General features: G+C 42.0%; 15 protein-coding genes. 5 read left to right on the top strand and 10 right to left on the bottom strand.

Annotation, left to right across the window (positions count from 1 at the left end; genetic code table 11):
- Positions 1–15: 15 nt before the first annotated feature.
- The 10 genes from mshL to H5185_RS04160 form a co-directional block, all read right to left on the bottom strand.
- Positions 16–1,698, bottom strand: a complete 1,683-nt coding sequence (gene mshL, locus H5185_RS04205; RefSeq protein WP_124015326.1) for a pilus (MSHA type) biogenesis protein MshL — start codon at positions 1,696–1,698, stop codon at positions 16–18.
- Positions 1,699–1,711: 13 nt separating this feature from the next.
- Positions 1,712–2,038, bottom strand: a complete 327-nt coding sequence (locus tag H5185_RS04200; RefSeq protein ID WP_404948441.1) for an MSHA biogenesis protein MshK — start codon at positions 2,036–2,038, stop codon at positions 1,712–1,714.
- Complete coding sequence (locus H5185_RS04195; RefSeq protein WP_182741430.1) at positions 2,019–2,675, bottom strand: MSHA biogenesis protein MshJ; 657 nt, start codon at positions 2,673–2,675, stop codon at positions 2,019–2,021. The genes H5185_RS04200 and H5185_RS04195 overlap by 20 nt, the downstream gene beginning before the upstream one ends.
- Positions 2,672–3,292: a fimbrial assembly protein gene (locus H5185_RS04190; RefSeq protein ID WP_182741429.1), complete on the bottom strand. Its 621-nt coding sequence runs from the start codon at positions 3,290–3,292 to the stop codon at positions 2,672–2,674. Before H5185_RS04190 ends, H5185_RS04195 begins: the two co-directional genes overlap by 4 nt.
- Positions 3,289–4,170 (bottom strand): biogenesis protein MshI, encoded by an 882-nt coding sequence (locus H5185_RS04185; RefSeq protein WP_259396155.1) that lies wholly within the window; start codon positions 4,168–4,170, stop codon positions 3,289–3,291. The genes H5185_RS04190 and H5185_RS04185 overlap by 4 nt, the downstream gene beginning before the upstream one ends.
- Before the next feature lie 318 nt (positions 4,171–4,488).
- Complete coding sequence (gene csrD / locus H5185_RS04180; RefSeq protein ID WP_182741427.1) at positions 4,489–6,399, bottom strand: RNase E specificity factor CsrD; 1,911 nt, start codon at positions 6,397–6,399, stop codon at positions 4,489–4,491.
- Between the two features lie 197 nt (positions 6,400–6,596).
- A complete protein-coding gene (locus H5185_RS04175; RefSeq protein ID WP_182741426.1) occupies positions 6,597–7,844 on the bottom strand; it encodes a malic enzyme-like NAD(P)-binding protein in 1,248 nt (415 codons plus the stop codon).
- A 466-nt stretch (positions 7,845–8,310) separates the two neighbouring features.
- Complete coding sequence (rpmE, locus tag H5185_RS04170) at positions 8,311–8,523, bottom strand: 50S ribosomal protein L31 (RefSeq protein WP_011639173.1); 213 nt, start codon at positions 8,521–8,523, stop codon at positions 8,311–8,313.
- Between the two features lie 138 nt (positions 8,524–8,661).
- Complete coding sequence (locus H5185_RS04165; protein ID WP_182741425.1) at positions 8,662–9,912, bottom strand: FimV/HubP family polar landmark protein; 1,251 nt, start codon at positions 9,910–9,912, stop codon at positions 8,662–8,664.
- Positions 9,913–10,201: 289 nt separating this feature from the next.
- A complete protein-coding gene (locus H5185_RS04160) occupies positions 10,202–10,993 on the bottom strand; it encodes a FimV/HubP family polar landmark protein (RefSeq protein ID WP_182698938.1) in 792 nt (263 codons plus the stop codon).
- 81 nt (positions 10,994–11,074) lie between these two features.
- Between H5185_RS04160 and priA the strand changes: the two genes are divergently transcribed.
- The 5 genes from priA to hslU all read left to right on the top strand — a co-directional run bounded on the left by priA (position 11,075) and on the right by hslU (position 17,843).
- Positions 11,075–13,270 (top strand): primosomal protein N', encoded by a 2,196-nt coding sequence (gene priA, locus H5185_RS04155; protein WP_182741424.1) that lies wholly within the window; start codon positions 11,075–11,077, stop codon positions 13,268–13,270.
- Positions 13,271–13,450: 180 nt separating this feature from the next.
- On the top strand, positions 13,451–15,196 hold the full coding sequence (gene argS, locus H5185_RS04150) for an arginine--tRNA ligase (protein ID WP_182741423.1): 1,746 nt from the start codon (positions 13,451–13,453) through the stop codon (positions 15,194–15,196).
- A complete protein-coding gene (locus H5185_RS04145; protein WP_165870051.1) occupies positions 15,196–15,798 on the top strand; it encodes an SPOR domain-containing protein in 603 nt (200 codons plus the stop codon). Before argS ends, H5185_RS04145 begins: the two co-directional genes overlap by 1 nt.
- A 169-nt stretch (positions 15,799–15,967) precedes the next feature.
- On the top strand, positions 15,968–16,492 hold the full coding sequence (gene hslV, locus H5185_RS04140) for an ATP-dependent protease subunit HslV (RefSeq protein WP_124015338.1): 525 nt from the start codon (positions 15,968–15,970) through the stop codon (positions 16,490–16,492).
- A gap of 25 nt (positions 16,493–16,517) precedes the next feature.
- Positions 16,518–17,843, top strand: a complete 1,326-nt coding sequence (hslU, locus tag H5185_RS04135; protein WP_124015339.1) for an HslU--HslV peptidase ATPase subunit — start codon at positions 16,518–16,520, stop codon at positions 17,841–17,843.
- Positions 17,844–17,860 lie beyond the last annotated feature (17 nt).

The raw sequence follows: 17,860 nt of genomic DNA, 5'->3' as shown, positions 1-17,860 counted from the left end.
AAACGTGAACGTTCACTACTTTGAAGGATACCAACGCTCAATCAAATCTTGTGAGCGCTTTAACTCGTCCTTCCATGTGTCACCACCGACCACGGTTGGTTTTAACATAATAATCAATTCAGTTTTCTTTTTAGATTTACTGCGGCTGGTGAATGCTTCACCCAGAAAAGGAATATCACCTAAAAATGGCACTTTAGACACAGTTTCAATATTCTCACTCTTCATTAACCCGCCAATCACGACCACATCACCAGATGCTGCGCGGATAACGGTATCCGATTCGCGGATCTCACTTTGCGCTAATGGCAACTCCAAGGTTGAATCGCTGATTTTAATTTCTTTGGTTTGTGAGGTCACATCAATCACCGAAGGATGAACATGCAGTATGACATTGCCATCTTCATCAATCTGCGGGGTCACATCCAAAGCAATACCAGAGAAAAATGGCGTGAGTTCAACTTGTGGCGTGGTTACCGGAGTAGTACCTGCCACTGTGGTGGATGAAACGTCCGTGACAAAGTATTCATCATTACCGACTTTAATCACTGCTTTTTGGTTATTCGATGCGGTGACTCGAGGACTTGACAGCACATCTACATCACCTTGAGTATCGAGCAAATTAATGATGGAACTAAAATCACTTCCAGTGAAATTAATCGATGTTACTCCGCCAATGGCAGACGTAATCGCATTACTTAGCCCCTGTCCTGCTGAAGTACTAAAGTTAATGTTGGTATTACCAGCGTGACCTAAGACATTCTCCCACTGGATCCCTTGCTGATAACCATCCGATAAAGTTACTTCAATAATTTTTGCTTCTAAAATGACTTGGCGCTGTAGATGGCTTTCTGCTATTTGTAAGAAACTTCGAATTTGACGCAACTCATCAGGAAAAGCTCGAACGGTAACCAGACCGGCTTGAGGAGTGACTACAACTTGTCGCCCGCCACCGGTTTCACCCATGATAGACATTAATGTGGCTTGTAATTCACCCCAGAAATCCGTCTTAGTGGTTGAGCGAATAAAAGTACCATTGGTATTATCACTGCTATTAGCATTACCATTGCCACTATTACTATTTGAACTATTACTACTGTTACTGCTGCTATTACTATTGTTACTGCCATTACTGCCATTGCTTGAATTATTATTTTGGTCTGAAATGCGCCCTGAGCTAACGGAGGTTAATGACAAACCTTCACGCTGCATATAGATATAATTTAAGGGAAAAGTTTCGGTTCTCATTCCCGCGGGATAAACACGTAAAATACGCCCTTCACGCTTAACTTCATAACCGTAAATATCTTCAACGACTTGAATAACCTCTGCCAAGGTGACCGCTTTTAATGATAATGAAATGTTGCCTTGCACATCCGGATGAACCGCCACACTTAATGGGGTGTCTTTGACTAAGCTGGGGAAAAATACTCTGGCATCAACTTCGTTTGCTGACACGTCAAAACGACGCTCAGCAGGAAGGGCTCTCGCCGCTTGGCCCAATGTATTATCGCCATTAAGCTCACGCTGAACATCTTCAGGCATTGCAGCTGGGGGTGGCATAATAGTTTGACCCGCTTCAGCTTGTTGTCTTGACTCATTCAAGGCTGCTTTTGCGGTTTGTGGATCAGGTCTATCCGTCGTTTGACAAGCAACTAAGCACAGCGACATAAGAGGAGTAACGTATTTAATCACATTCATTTTTATTCTTATCCTATCGCTCTGTTATCGACTTAAATAGTTGAAGTTTTCGTCCATCTGACAAGGTGACGTAGTCTTTATTAATCTTTGATACTCGTAAGCCACTGCCACTAACTGTGTCACCCACCGACAGAATGATGTTATTAATCACCGCATAGGTATTCTGGCCGCTGACAATACTGTTTAACACTAAAGATTGATTATCGGTTTTGGTTATCGCAACCACAAACCCCTGACCCGGTAGGGTCGGATCACGTAATGTTTGTGCATTCGCCGCTGACATTAATAGCATCATTAGGCAGGATGCATACGCCTTGGCATTAATCTTGTTTTGCAACACTGATAAAGTCCTTATTCACACTCAGTGTGTAAAGTTCTAATTCAACTAACGCATCTGGATGAGATTCAACACGATAATCTAAACGTTTCCAGTACAATTTATCCGGCATACTTTCAACGGCTTTAATAAACGCTAAAATCGCGAAGTAGTCGCCTTGTAACGTCAGCTTAATACCGTGGCTGTAAAGGTTAACTTTACTGCCATCGCCCACTTTTAATAAGGCTTTAGGCGCTATGGAAGCAAATGAAATCAGCGATACACCTTTAACATTACCCAGCAGGTTAGCTAATACTGTTGGCATGTAGTCCGCAGGAACCATATCAACCATTTGCTCAGTAAGATCAGCATCAATTAATTGCATTTGTTCAGTAATCAACTTTAGCCGTTGATGATAATCTTGATTAGGGTCAAGTTGTAAACGCTCTTCATAGAGAGCCACTTGTTGTAAGGAAATTGAATTTTCTTGTGCTAATCCTTTAAGCTGAGTTTGCAAGCTTTGCTGCTGCTTCCAAACCGACTCTAATGGCATAAACAACAGCATGCCGACCACAACAAATAAAGCGAACATAATCAATGTACGCTCACGTTGACTTAACTCATTAAATTTTGACGACCATACAAGCCATTGCTGCTTCATTGTGCGAGCTCCTTAGCAATGGGCTGGCTGATTAATTTAAACGCCAGTGGTTGTGCTTCGCCGCGATCCATTGTCATCGCTGAAAACGCATACCCCTTAAGCGTTGAAGTGGTTTTTAGTTTATCTATCCACAGTGGAACGCTCTGTGGATTACGCCCATAACCTTCAAACTCAATGCGCTGAACATCAGTATCTTGTTGTTCAATGGTAATATGGCTCAACCATACATTGGCATCCGCCACTGCTGCCAAGTCAGTTAACATTGGGGAGTAACCTTGACTAATCAGAGTATTGCGCTGGCTTAGCTCATCTTTTAACAGTTTTTTAAGATCTAAGCGCTGTTGTTCAAGCTCGACCTTTGCAACTAAGTTCGCATCAGGCTGACGAGCAGCGATTTGCAGTTCTAGCTGAGTCTTTTGATCATTTAAACGATTTCTCTCTCTGCTTACCTGCTCACTTAAGGTTTGCAAATCATGGCTATGCCACAGACCAATTGCATAAAGTAGTGCACAGCATCCTGAGAATAAGCCCAAAGCCAACATCATTCTTGCAAAGGTTAGCTTTTGTTTTTTAGGCAGTAGATCAGTGGTATATAAATTAACCGCGGTTTTTATCACACTTCACCTCGCGTTAATTCCTGTAACGCTAACTGAGCGAGTAAGTTCGATACGCCGTCGTGGGCAACAGCAAGCACTTTTTGATTAAAGTTAGCACCAACGAGATTAGCTAATGATGAATTGTCACCATCTGCCAATATGCTAATTGATCCCACAGGTGCCTGACGTAATTGGCTTTCAAAATAATCCATAGACCGTTGGATCTCCAAACTGAGATTATCGGCTAAGCCATGTTTCAACTCTTCTAAAGTTGCTTTATTCAGATGATTAAAGCCTCTGACGCGACGTTGCATCAATACTTCGCCAGCTTTAACAATTAATAACAACAATTCTTGCTCAGGCAAATGAGCCACCAGCATGTGGGCCATATTGTCGTTAACTAAAACATGGCTTAATGCCAACTCTTCAATGCTGATACCGGCAATGTCTAATCCATTGGCATCACAAGCACTGGCCAATTGAGCTAGAAACTGTCGACTGCTGACCACGACATTCACTTTTGAACTGACAATAAAACTAGACTCAAAATAATCTAAATGGATATTGGCCACAGGTTCTGACACCATATCTTTCACAGACCAGATCAACGCTTGAGTCACTTCATCTGGCTCAACATTCGGTTTTTCAGCTTGTAACAATTGATAATACTGATGTGACAGCACTAATTGCACTCGAACTCGACCAAACTGGCTTTTTAGTGCTTCAAAGGCTTGAGACCAATTATTTTTTGGTACTAAAAACTGGCTAATAACAGGTGCTAATTGGCCTTGTTGGAGTTTACAAGCCCACAATGAATTATCGGCGATAAATACGCCTACACTACCCATCAACTGTGATGTTTGCCAAAAGGCGAGTTTACTCAAAAAACCATTGTTCATTGCGTTGCCCATATTCGCTAACATATTAAGTGTGTAACATCACTCATTCATAGAATTGGTATTAGAGACATGTCATCAAAAAACGACACGATGACTCTACTATTTAAGCATCTAACGTTAAGGCAATCTGCTTAGCCTTGATTGCCAGTGTCACCAGTCACATCGATAAAAAATCAAGCTATAATAACGCAAAAACAACAACTAATTAACAACCAGGCCATATATTAACAAAGTGTATATGTGTTTAAGATAGAGAGTAATCTTTTGATAAACAAGGTATAAGGCCAATCAATTACAGCAAACATAGCATTTTAACACCTAAACTTCAGATCTTTGCTCTAAAAACTCGCCTTGTGCAGCACTTACACCGAGAATTTTTAACGTTTGCCATTCTTCGAAACATTCAACGCCTTCAGCAATCACTTTCACTTCGGCTCGATAAAGGCCGCCAATTAGGCTGCGGATGAATAATTGATTCTCGGAACGTTGATGGACTCGGCGTACAATAGAGCGATGTAATTTCACTAAATCAAAATGGTACTCCTGAATATAGTGAGTCCCGACAACAGATTGACCAACATTATCTACAGCCAATTTAGCGCCCATTTTCCTCAGCATATCCAGAGTCTTAACTAGTGAGGTATTTTCCTGATTTTTAACAATAATGTCTTCAGATACCTCAAAAATCAGTCGCGCGGCTAAGGGTCGATGCTCTAATAAAGTCGATTGTAACCAGCGAACAAATGCTCTACTGGTCAAACTATCAAGACTCAAGTTGATACTGTAGCTTGATGTGTTGTCAGACATTAGCCTAAAAAATACTTGTTCCAATACTTGTCGCTCAATCTGCGGCATCAATCCACATTTATTAGCCATTGGAATAAACAGAGTGGCGCGCACATCATTACCCTGTAAATCTCGGGCACGACTAAAAATCTCATAGTGCATAATTTGATTATCACTATCTACAATGGCTTGTTGTAAGGTGAAAAATCGTTTTGATACCAATGCATTTTCAATAAAACTGCGCCATCGAACAGAGCCTTTGGCGATTTGCTCATCGAGTGCACCTTTATCGTACATGAACCAGTTATTAACTCGTTGAAGTTGTGCCGCTCGGAGGGCCATCTCAGCTTCTTCAACAAGCTGTAACTGTAGATCGCCAGCTTTAAAAAAAGCACATCCTAAATGAAAGAAATTATCAGGATTACCAATGCCATAAAAAGGCAATGCGATGCAGGTTTTGAGTATTCGCTGCGCTAACTGATCGGCTTCAAGCAAAGATAACTGTGGTACAACAATGGCTAATTGTGAGTAGCTACGCCGCGCAAAAATACTGTCTTCATATTGCATTAATACCGCTGTAATGGCTTCTGTAGTCAATGAAAGCATGGCCTTAACGCCACCTTCACCGTATTGGTCTTCCACTAAATCAACATCATCAAACTCAATGAGCATCAATACACCATGGGCAACCATTTTTTGATGGTGACTTAATCCATCAAGACGGTTTTGAAAAAATATAGGATTACCAATTTGGGTTTGTTTGTCTAAAAAAGTATCTTTACGGATAAATTGATCTAAACGGCCGCGTTCTTTATGAGCATCATCGAGTTCTGCAAGTAATTTACTGATGGCACGATTAATCATTCGAGGCTTACCGTTATTAGGTACATCGGCAGCTTGTTTTAAATGACCATCGAGAATGAGCTTACTGCGCTGGGCGAGTTGCTCTATCCCATCTAGCTCTCTGGAATACCAACCGTAGCCAAAGCGGACAAAAAAACCGATGCTAGTAAAACCAATAAGCAGAATAACGAGCTCATGCCAGCCAAAATTACGTAACGAAAATGGTGGCGGTAAAGTCATCGTCATGAGTAACTGCCCTTTACTTAGCGAGCTTTTATAAAGAGTTAAACTGCTTTTAGATGCAGAGGCTTGCTCATGATGAAATTGATAAATTAATTGACTGTTATGCGACAAGGAAAAATCAACCGCCTTATAAGCAGTCAGTAAAGGGGGTAACCAAGTAGAAAATTGTTTTTTGCCATGTTGTTGATAGTCAGCAACTAACATGGCCTCTAATTCAGCCACCTTCTGCTGCTGAAAAGTATAGGTTAACTGAGTAAAACCCATTACCGCGCACAGTAAAAAAACAAAGGCCACCGCAGCCAATGAAAGCAGCCAAAAGCTAGTCAGTTTTTTGGTAAGGATCTTGGTAAGCTTCATTTATCCGCTATCCTGCTGGATTTACTTATTTTATTAACAAGTTAATTTTCATCCAGTATAACCATTGTGCCAACAAGTTCACTAATCGTTTTTACTTATACGGGTATGATAGCTAAAAAAAGGGGCCAAGCCCCTTACGTTAACCATGTGATGAATTCATTTAGACTCAGAGCAGCAGATACCCAGTCCCGAGCAGCTTATACCTTATATTCTGTCGGTAATGTGGTGATTTTAGCCACACCAGAATCAATTGCAGCTTGCGATACTGCTCGAGCAACCAGCGGCAATAATCTTGGGTCCATTGGTTTTGGCAGCACATATTGAGCACCAAAGCTCAACGATGACACATTGGGATAAGCAGCCAATACCTCTACTGGAACCGGCTCTTTCGCGAGGTTTGCGATAGCATAAACAGCCGCTAACTTCATCTCATCGTTAATGACCGCAGCGCGCACATCAAGTGCACCTCTAAAGATAAATGGGAAGCACAATACGTTATTGACTTGATTTGGATAGTCACTTCGACCCGTGCCCATAATGAGGTCTTTACGAATGTTATGAGCTAATTCAGGTTTAATTTCAGGATCAGGATTTGAACAGGCAAAAATCACCGGATTAGGTGCCATTAACGCAATATCATCCGCGGTTAATAAATCCGCCCCCGATAGCCCTAAAAATACATCGGCATCTTTTATTACATCCTGCAGAGTGCGTTTATCGGTATTATTGGCAAATAAGGCTTTATATTCATTTAAATCTTCACGGCGGGTATGGATAACGCCTTGTCTGTCGAGCATATAAACATTTTCACGTAATGCACCACATTTAACGATCATCGTCATACACGCAATGGCAGCAGCACCGGCACCTAAACAAACAAAGATAGCATCGTCAATTTTTTTGCCCTGAATTTCGAGGGCATTCAACATACCTGCAGCCGTAACAATAGCAGTGCCATGTTGATCATCATGAAACACCGGAATATTACAGCGCTTAATCAGCTCTTGTTCAATTTCAAAACATTCAGGCGCTTTGATGTCTTCTAAATTAATGCCACCAAACGTATCGGCAATCGACTCAACAGTATTGATAAAGTCTTCAGTGGTGCGATGTTTCACTTCAATATCAACCGAATCAATATTCGCAAAACGTTTAAATAGTAATGATTTGCCTTCCATCACAGGTTTTGACGCCAATGGACCTAAATTCCCTAGCCCTAAAATAGCAGTGCCGTTGGTAATAACCGCAACGGTATTACCTTTATTGGTATATCGATAAGCATTTTCAGGATTAGAAGCAATCTCTCTAACAGGCTCTGCAACACCGGGACTGTATGCTAAAGCAAGATCGTGACTTGATTGAGCAGGTTTAGTTAGGCAAATAGCCGTTTTCCCTGGTACTGGAAATTCATGATAATCCAGAGCTTGTTGACGAATATCTGACATTGTATACATCCTGAAATACGCTATATATGAAGGAGAGGATGATGTAAGGAGCCCATCAATTAGCACCTTGCTAACCCTCTAAAATTTTAATAACAATACGCTAATACTGAAACGATATAAATCAAAAACTCAATGATAGGAGGTGTTGTGAGTAAGAATAGAGGCTAGGTTTTATTAATCTAACTAATTGAATATGAATATATATAAATCAATAAGTTAAAAATGTAGGAAAATAACAAGATTTACGATAATAAACGGATAAAGACGACGATATTTGCAGTTTATTTTGTCTAAATAACAATAAAGCGCTGTTTATGCTTTTTTACATTGTTTACTACTAAAAAATTAGTTTCCGCCTCAGCACAACACTATTTTAGGATAACTCAGGTTAATAAATGGAATTATGCTAGTTGTAGAAAATAAAAAAGGCGCCGAAGGCGCCTTATTCAAGTCAATTGCAATGCAATTACTTTTTACCAAGCATACCGAAACGCTTGTTGAACTTGTCAATACGACCACCAGTATCAACAACTTTCTGAGTACCAGTGTAGAATGGGTGACATGCACCACATACGTCCAAGTGTAGGTTTTTACCTGCAGTTGAGTTCACTTTGATGATGTTACCACAAGTACAAGTTGCAGTAATTTCAGCGTAATTTGGGTGTATACCTGTTTTCATTTGGAGTACCTTAGATTGAAGGCCATGTCGCTCTCCCAACCCGAAGTTGAGCACCACATGCAGTTAATAACAATATGTTTTAGGCGCGGAATAATACAGGGTCTCAGGTACACAAACAAGTAGAATTTCTACACAGTACTAGGAAGACTTGTGCGACAACACTAGCTCATCATAAGTAGCTTGGGCATTAGATGAATTTTGATATTGCTGCACAATCTCCTCAGATGGGCACTTTAAACGGCTATCAGACATCAGTAAGTATATTTTCTGATTAGCAAACGCATTAGGGTTGGCATCATAAATCGCCAGCATCGCACCAAATACGCTGATTTGCCATTGTCGGTAATAACGATCAGCAACCCGCCATAAGGTATCTTGAGGCAATTTATCAAGTAAGCAGGACTTATTCAGTGCAGGACTTTGCCGATCGGTTTCGGCTAGTGTCAGCTTGGTTTCAACATTAACCAGAATTGGCTGAGGCAGCGTTTGTGTTTCATGAATGGCAGCCAGCAGTTGCTTACTCTCTAACTCTTTACTGTCGGCATTAAGCGAATCATCGATCTGTGTTGCTTGCGGCGTTTCCATGGATGCAGTAACAGGCAAATCTGAAGGTGATACTTGTTGAGACTTATCGCCTTGGCTGGCCACTACATTATCAAATGTTACTTTATCTGCAGCAACATTTTGATAGCGCGATAGCATCTCTACTGATGGGCAACGTAATGCGCTCCCGACTTTTAATTGGCTAATTTTATCTTGGTAGAATGCAGATGGATTGGTTTCATAAAGGGCAAGCATTGCGCCGTAGATATTTGAATTCCATTGCTTACGATAGCGCACCGCTATTTTCCATAAGGTATCACTCGCTAACTGATTAATCTGGCAATCACTCAGATTTTTTTGCGTTGTCGCGACTTGGGGTGTAACGCTGGTCTGGTGACTTATTGGCGTAGGTTTTAATGTCGATAATGTCGCAGACGACTTCATCGTTTTAATGGCTACCGGCTGGTGTTTACTCTGGGCAACAGATTGAGAAAATAAAGCTACAGGGGAATATTGCAGCCATTTAGCATTACGAAATTCCGATACAATTAATGCCGCATCTTGATCGCGAACTTTTTCAGTGCCTGTTAATACAAAAACATCATTATCACGTCGCTCAACATCGAGCTTTTCTAGCACGATATTGTCTTTATAAATTTGGCGTAAGTAAAACGTCAGCCGCGATAAATCATGGTGATCGGTTATAACATTCACGGTTAATTTAGGTGTTTGGCCACTTTCAAATGGAATGGTATCAATACTGATATGACTGACTTCAGCGATCACAGTTGAAATACTGTTAAATGCAAGTAATGCTAATATTGTTAGCATCTTAACGCGTTTCATCAATACAATCCTTTCGATTATAAACCGCTTCCATACAGCATACAGTTACGCTGTAAAAACCATGATACTTTATGCATTTATACACTGATTGTTAATGTGTTAATGCTACGTTTATCACGCTGTAATTTATTATTATTGTTTACTTTTTTAATTTTTAAAATGCCTAACATCACAAATATTAACATGTGCAACTATATAAACTAACATAATCTGCTGCAACTAATTACTGACAGAAAGAGCAAATACTCGACTACATAAGCGTTTTTATCACAGATGATCAGCATCAAACTTATTGATTGGCATGTTTTGCCTCAATCGCCTCGAATACTTTTTTGTCGACCGCTTTATTATCATATTGCGCCAAAATCATTGTTGATGGGCAATTCAATGGTACATCTTTAAGTAACAAGTGGATTTTTTGCTTAGAGAATGCCAATAAATTCGCCTCAAATATAGCTAACATCGCACCGTAAACGCTCGTATTCCACTGTTGTTTATAACGATTAGCTATTCGCCATAAGGTGTCACTATTATCACGTTCAAGCAAACAGTTAACTTGTTGAGTAGGTACAATAGTTGATGATGGCACCGATGGCACTTGAGCCACTCGATGATCAACTTGCTGATGTTTGGAAGTACTCATTACTGGCAGATTAGCGTCAGGTATTGGCCGATGTTCACTGTTGACCGCTATCTTTGCACCATTGAGCGAATATGGCGCATCAAAAATAGCCACAACAGCCAAGGTGACCGCTCCTGTCGAAGTGGCTTCAGTAATAATTAACTGCGCATTTGAGTCACTGATGATCTCGCTACCATTAAGTTGGAGTAAAAAGCGATTAATGGCCTGCACCGTTAACTTTTGCTGCTCAACCTTGTTATTCTCTAACTGGCGGATATAAAATCCTAATCGCGACACATCATCATTTTGTGCCACCACATTAACTTTTAATTGCGGTAAATGATTTACTTCAAATTGACGACTATTAATACTGACATGATTAACTTGAGCCATTGCTGTAGCAATATAGCTCAATAATCCAAACCCTAGGATAATAGCCTCAATAAGTCCTTTACGCATATATGTTGCCCTATCTCTTTGATGACACTTAGAGGTAAACTGATCCGCAATCCACTACAGAATTGAAAATGATGAAACCTTATGCCCGTGTTTGTTGAAGTTGCCTTACCCGTCCCATTACGCAGAAACTTTAGTTACCGCGTAAAAGACCAGCAGCAAGCGGGATTACAAATAGGACTTAGGGTCAAAGTACCGTTTGGCTCTCAACAACTCATTGGCTTAATAACTGCAATTACAGACAGCTGTGACTTAGCACCCCATCAAATAAAATCTGTTACAGCTGTGTTAGATGATGCCCCATTGCTACCTGATTCGCTATATAAATTAACCCTGTGGGCCGCCCGATATTACTTTACCACTCAAGGGCAAATGCTCAGTCAAGCGCTGCCAGTGGCATTGAGAAAAGGCTTAGAAGCAACGCCACAAGCCGTGGTTGAATATCATTTAAGCCCGCAAGGACGCAATGCTGATCCTAGCGTATTAACACGCGCTCCGGCACAGAAAAAACTGCACGAGTTATTGCTGACAAATCCCATCAGCCATGATGAGTTCATCACTCAACAATTAAGCAAAGCGGCATTAAAAGCATTAGAACAAAAACACTGGATTGAACGGCAAGAAAAAGTGCTCTGCCATGATTTAAGTTGGCGTCAACAACTGATCATGAATGAATCACCCCACAAGCTTAACAAACAGCAAGCTGTCGCAGTATCGGTACTCACTCAACAGCAAGGTTTTCATTGCACTTTATTAGAAGGGATTACTGGCTCAGGCAAAACTGAAGTTTACTTAGCCTTGCTTGAGACTATTTTACAACAAGGTAAACAAGCGCTCATTCTTGTGCCTGAAATAGGCTTAACCCCGCAAACCATTAATCGCTTCAAACGTCGTTTCGAAGTCAATGTCGCCGTGATCCATTCGGGCCTAACCGATAATCAACGCCTAGAAGCTTGGCGTCAGGCTCGTGTCGGTGAAGCGGCAATTATTATTGGCACTCGCTCAGCACTCTTTACTCCCATGGCTTTTCCTGGGTTAATTATTCTTGATGAAGAGCATGACAGTAGCTTTAAACAACAAGAAGGTGTGCGCTACCACGCCCGAGATTTAGCCGTAATGCGGGGACACCTTGAAGATATTCAGGTGGTTTTAGGTTCAGCAACGCCATCATTAGAAACCTTACAAAATGCCTTATCCGGACGCTATCATCACCTTGAATTAAGTGAGCGCGCTGGCGCAGCGCAAAAAGTGAAACAAGGTATTATTGATATTACTTCGCAACCCCTAAAAGCGGGGATGTCAGCATCATTAATTAACGAAATGCGCATGCACCTTGATGCGGGTAATCAGGTGCTGCTATTTTTAAACCGCCGTGGTTTTGCGCCCGCACTACTGTGTCATGAATGTGGTCATTTACATGAATGTGATCGCTGTGATGCCTTTTTTACCGTCCATCAGGGCTTAAACGAAATATGTTGTCATCATTGCGGTAATCAATACGCTATTCCGCGCCAATGCCACCAATGCGGCAGCACTATGCTAATGGGCCATGGTTTAGGTACCGAGCAACTGGAACAAGAAATCGTAAAACTGTTTCCCAAATATCCTGTAGTGCGAATAGACCGCGACACCACGCGGCGTAAAGGTTCACTTGAGCAGCAGTTGCAAGGCATACACATGGGTAAATATAAAATCCTCGTTGGCACACAAATGCTGGCAAAAGGTCATCACTTTCCTGATGTCACCTTAGTGGGTTTACTTGATGTTGATGGCGCCCTGTTTAGTGCAGACTTTCGCGCACCAGAACGATTTGGCCAGCTATACACCCAAGTATCGGGCCGTGCTGGCCGCGCTGATAAACCCGGTAAAGTACTCCTGCAAACCCATCAAAGTGATAACCCAATTTTGCGCGACCTGTTGAAACGCGGTTATGGTGAGTTTGCTCGTAGTCAGCTAAAAGAACGTCAACAAGCATTATTACCACCGGCATGGCACATGGTATTAATTCGCGCTGAAGCACATTTAGCTGAAGATGCTGATGCTTTTTTAACACGCACTAGCGAACTACTCCCCCAAGATAAAGACTTTGAAATTATTGGTCCAATTCCGGCTCCGCTTGATCGTAAAGCAGGCAAATACCGCCGCCAATTAATACTGCAAGCCAAAAGTCGGCAGCGTTTACAAACCGAATTTGAACGGGTTTTAGCGCTTATTGAACAAATATCAGAAAGTAAACGTTGCCGCTGGAGTATCGATCGTGACCCACAGGATTTGATGTAATCGCCTGCTGTACGGGAAGTAAACCGACCTTATACCGGTGATAAACTTCACTTAGGTTCATAATCAACATAAAAAAACCAATATTTCCGTTAAAGCAGATAGCAATCACCCCCTATAAACGGCTAAAATATGCGGTTCCGTCATGTCATTCATTTAACGAATTAGTGCAAGCAAAAGCCCATGAAATCACATATTGAATCTTTACTAGAACAAACCATCGAATCCTTCAAACAGCAAGGGATTGTGCCGGCTGATTTTCAAGCTCGCATTCAGGTCGATCGCACTAAAGATAAAAGTCATGGTGACTTAGCGACTAACCTGGCAATGATGCTAACCAAAGTAGCTAAAAAGAACCCTCGCGAGTTGGCACAGCTGATCATTGATACTTTGCCTGCATCATCTTATGTGGCCAAAGTAGAAATTGCTGGTCCAGGGTTTATTAATTTCTTTATTGATGACAATGCATTAGCTAATCAGCTACAACAAGCGCTAAACAGTGAACACCTAGGCGTGATATTACCGCCTAAGCAAACGATCGTGGTTGATTATTCTTCGCCAAACTTAGCCAAAGAAATGCACGTCGGTCACTTACGTTCAACCATTATTGGTGACAGCGTAGTGCGCGCGCTTGAGTTTTTAGGCCATAAGGTGATCCGTCAAAACCACGTAGGCGACTGGGGAACTCAGTTTGGTATGCTACTGGCACTAATGGAAGAGTTACGCGCAGCCAATGGCGAACAAGCCAAAATGGAATTGTCTGACTTAGAAAGTTTTTATCGCGCAGCTAAAGTCCGTTTTGATGAGTCGACTGAATTTGCCACTCGTGCTCGTCAACTCGTGGTCGCTTTACAATCTGGTGACGAATACTGTAATAAATTATGGCGCGAGTTTAACGATATTTCATTAAGCCACTGCCATGATGTTTATAAACGTTTAGGGGTTAGCTTAACCCGCGCCGATGTGCACGGCGAAAGCGCCTATAATGCCGACCTAGCTCAAGTGGTTAGCGATCTTGATGCCCAAGGTTTTTTGGACGAAAGTAATGGCGCTAAAGTGGTGTTCCAAGAAGCATTTCGTACCAAAGAGGGCGAACCTCTTCCTGTTATCATCCAAAAAGCTGATGGTGGCTATTTATATGCCACTTCAGATCTTGCTGCCATGCGTTATCGCTCAAACGTACTAAAAGCCGATCGCGCGTTGTACTTTGTTGACTTACGCCAAGCACTGCATTTTCAACAAGTGTTTAGTCTCGCCAAATTAGCTAAATTTGTTCGCCCAGAAATGTCACTAGAGCACACAGGCTTTGGCACCATGAACGGTGCTGATGGACGCCCTTTTAAAACTCGTTCTGGTGGTGTGGTTAAATTAGTTGACTTACTTGATGAAGCCGATGTGCGAGCACTTGAACTTGTTCGTAGCAAAAACCCTGATATGGATGAAGCGACCCTTATTGAAATTGCTCGCGTGGTTGGGATCAGCTCGGTTAAGTATGCAGACCTATCTAAAAACAGAACCAGCGATTATATTTTCAGCTTTGAGCAAATGCTCAGTTTTGAAGGCAATACTGCACCTTATCTATTATATGCCTACACACGTGTTGCCGGCATTTTCAAGCGTGCGGCAGATATTGACCTTAGCCAAGCTAAGATTGTGCTCGAACATGAAAAAGAAAAAGACTTAGGCACTAAATTAGCCCAGTTTGGTGAAGTATTAACTCGCATGACAGACAAAGGCTTACCACATGTACTATGTGGATATCTTTATGAGCTTGCTAGCGAATTTTCGAGTTTTTATGAAGCTTGTCCAGTATTGGCGGCCGAAACAGAAGCCGAAAAACAAAGCCGTTTATTGTTGTCGCAATTAACCGCAAAGACCTTAAAAACGGGCTTGTCACTACTTGGCATTGAAACCCTAGAGCGGATGTAATCATGAGTCGTGACTACGCAAATCGCAAACCTCGGGCGGGCGCAAAAGCCCGCGCGCCACAACGAAAAAAAGCACCTAAACGCTCTTTTCCTTATTTTGCTGTGTTTGTGATACTCACATTATTGAGCGGCTTTGGTTACTTTTTATGGTCGATTAATGGTAGCTCTGACTCACCAGTAACAAGTGAGCCGGTTCAGCAACCGAAAAAGAAAACCGTACAGGCCGTCGCCGCAGATGCACCTAAAAAAGTGGTTAAGAAAGATCCAAATGCATTACCACCTAAGCCACAAGAAGAATGGACTTATCTGGAGGAGCTTGAAAACAAGCAAGTTGAAATTGACTTGCCTCAGTCTGGAGTGGTTTCAAGCGGTATCTATCAAATGCAATGCGGATCTTTTAGACAAGAATCACAAGCAAATGAAATGAAAGCCAGAATCGCCTTCCAAGGTGCTGAAGCGCAGGTGCGTCGTAGTGAAGGCACCAACGGAATATGGTATCGAGTAGTGTTAGGGCCTTATCCAAACAAACGCGAGGCAGAACATAACCGGCATAAGATGCAAAGCGCAGGTTTAAATGGCTGCATTATTTGGTTATGGGAATAACACCACAAGTCTGCTGATAACATTTATCTCATATTAGCCCTGTTCATTCGAACAGGGCTTTTTGTTAACCATCGCTTGATATTTAGCATTTTGGCCCCATATCCATTTTAACAATCAACAATTGCATTCACCCTAATGAGCCGTTGATGTATTAGGAAGAGGATTTACCGTGACTACTATCGTATCCGTTCGCCGCAATAATCAAGTCGTCATCGCTGGTGATGGCCAAGTGTCTCTAGGCAATACCGTGATGAAAGGCAATGCCCGTAAAGTGCGCCGCCTATACCACAATAAAGTACTAGCTGGTTTTGCTGGCGGTACTGCCGATGCATTTACTCTTTTTGAGCGCTTTGAAGCTAAGCTCGAAATGCATCAAGGCCATTTATTAAAGTCTGCTGTCGAATTAGCCAAAGATTGGCGCACCGACAAAATGCTACGTAAACTCGAAGCTATGCTAGTGGTAGCCGATGCTCAAGAATCACTCATTATTACCGGTAACGGTGATGTGGTACAACCTGAGTACGATCTTATTGCTATCGGTTCTGGTGGCAACTATGCCCATGCATCGGCCTTAGCACTACTGCAAAATACCGAGTTAAGTGCAGAAGATATTGCAGAGAAATCACTGACAATTGCAGGTGACATTTGTGTATTCACCAACCAATTCAAAACTATCGAAAAGTTAGACTACTAATTCGAGCGTTAATAAAGGAACAGTTATGTCTGAAATGACTCCACGTGAAATTGTTCACGAACTAGATGCACACATTATTGGCCAACAAAATGCCAAACGCTCGGTAGCCGTTGCACTGCGAAATCGCTGGCGCCGGATGCAGCTTGAGCCTGCATTGCGCCATGAAGTCACGCCAAAGAATATTTTAATGATTGGCCCAACCGGTGTGGGTAAAACAGAAATTGCCCGTCGTTTAGCCAAATTGGCTAACGCGCCGTTCATCAAAGTTGAAGCAACAAAATTTACTGAAGTCGGTTATGTCGGTAAAGAAGTGGAACAAATCATCCGTGATTTGACCGATTCTGCCGTTAAAATGACTCGCGAACAGCAGATGAAAAAATGCCGTTATCGTGCCGAAGAGCTCGCCGAAGAACGCATTTTAGATGCGTTATTGCCTAAGCCGAAAGATGACTGGGATACCGACAAAAAAGATGACTCTAGCACCCGTCAGGTTTTCCGTAAAAAGCTGCGTGAAGGCTTATTAGACGACAAAGAAATTGAAATCGACATAGCGGCACCTCAAGTGGGTGTTGAGATTATGGCGCCTCCAGGCATGGAAGAAATGACCAACCAGTTGCAGGGGTTATTTCAAAATCTTGGTCAAAGCACCTCTAAGCGCAAAAAGCTTAAAATTAAAGATGCTTACAAGCAGCTCGTTGAAGATGAAGCGGCAAAGCTTGTTAATCAAGAAGACTTGAAAGAGCAAGCGATAGAGCTGGTTGAGCAAAATGGCATTGTGTTTTTAGACGAAATCGACAAAATTTGTAAACGCGGAGAAAGCTCAGGCCCCGACGTGTCTCGCGAAGGTGTGCAACGTGACTTACTGCCATTAGTTGAAGGTTGCACTGTGTCGACTAAGCACGGCATGGTCAAAACCGACCATATTTTGTTTATTGCCTCTGGTGCATTCCAGATGTCTAAACCCTCTGATCTCATTCCAGAGCTTCAAGGCCGTTTACCGATTCGAGTTGAGTTAGATGCCCTAACTGCCGCCGACTTTAAACGTATTTTAACCGAGCCATTTGCGTCACTTACTGAGCAAAGTATTGCCCTCATGAACACTGAAGGTGTCACTATAGAGTTTACCGAGTCAGGTATTGAACGTATTGCTGAAGCCGCATGGCAAGTGAACGAGCGTACTGAAAATATTGGTGCTCGACGTTTACATACTGTGATGGAAAAGCTGATGGAAGATATCTCCTATGATGCTTCTGAAAAATCAGGTTCCACCTTTGTGATTGACGCTGACTATGTCAATGACCATCTTGATACCTTAGTACAAGATGAAGACTTAAGTCGCTTCATTTTATAATCATTATTTGAATCAAG

It is taken from the genome of Shewanella sp. SG44-6 (assembly GCF_014164185.1).
In the GTDB taxonomy this organism is placed as follows: Bacteria; Pseudomonadota; Gammaproteobacteria; order Enterobacterales; family Shewanellaceae; genus Shewanella; species Shewanella vesiculosa.
Note: the sequence above shows the minus strand (reverse complement) of the source record. Positions and strands in the feature narration are given on the sequence as shown.

Bases quoted from the DNA above. Each gene is read 5' to 3' on its own strand.
- csrD (WP_182741427.1), bottom strand. From the start codon at position 6,399: ATGAAGCTTACCAAGATCCTTACCAAAAAACTGACTAGCTTTTGGCTG.
- hslU (WP_124015339.1), top strand. From the start codon at position 16,518: ATGTCTGAAATGACTCCACGTGAAATTGTTCACGAACTAGATGCACAC.
- H5185_RS04175 (WP_182741426.1), bottom strand. From the start codon at position 7,844: ATGTCAGATATTCGTCAACAAGCTCTGGATTATCATGAATTTCCAGTA.
- rpmE (WP_011639173.1), bottom strand. From the start codon at position 8,523: ATGAAAACAGGTATACACCCAAATTACGCTGAAATTACTGCAACTTGT.
- H5185_RS04195 (WP_182741430.1), bottom strand. From the start codon at position 2,675: ATGAAGCAGCAATGGCTTGTATGGTCGTCAAAATTTAATGAGTTAAGT.
- H5185_RS04185 (WP_259396155.1), bottom strand. From the start codon at position 4,170: ATGAACAATGGTTTTTTGAGTAAACTCGCCTTTTGGCAAACATCACAG.
- H5185_RS04160 (WP_182698938.1), bottom strand. From the start codon at position 10,993: ATGCGTAAAGGACTTATTGAGGCTATTATCCTAGGGTTTGGATTATTG.
- H5185_RS04165 (WP_182741425.1), bottom strand. From the start codon at position 9,912: ATGAAACGCGTTAAGATGCTAACAATATTAGCATTACTTGCATTTAAC.
- priA (WP_182741424.1), top strand. From the start codon at position 11,075: ATGCCCGTGTTTGTTGAAGTTGCCTTACCCGTCCCATTACGCAGAAAC.
- argS (WP_182741423.1), top strand. From the start codon at position 13,451: ATGAAATCACATATTGAATCTTTACTAGAACAAACCATCGAATCCTTC.
- mshL (WP_124015326.1), bottom strand. From the start codon at position 1,698: ATGAATGTGATTAAATACGTTACTCCTCTTATGTCGCTGTGCTTAGTT.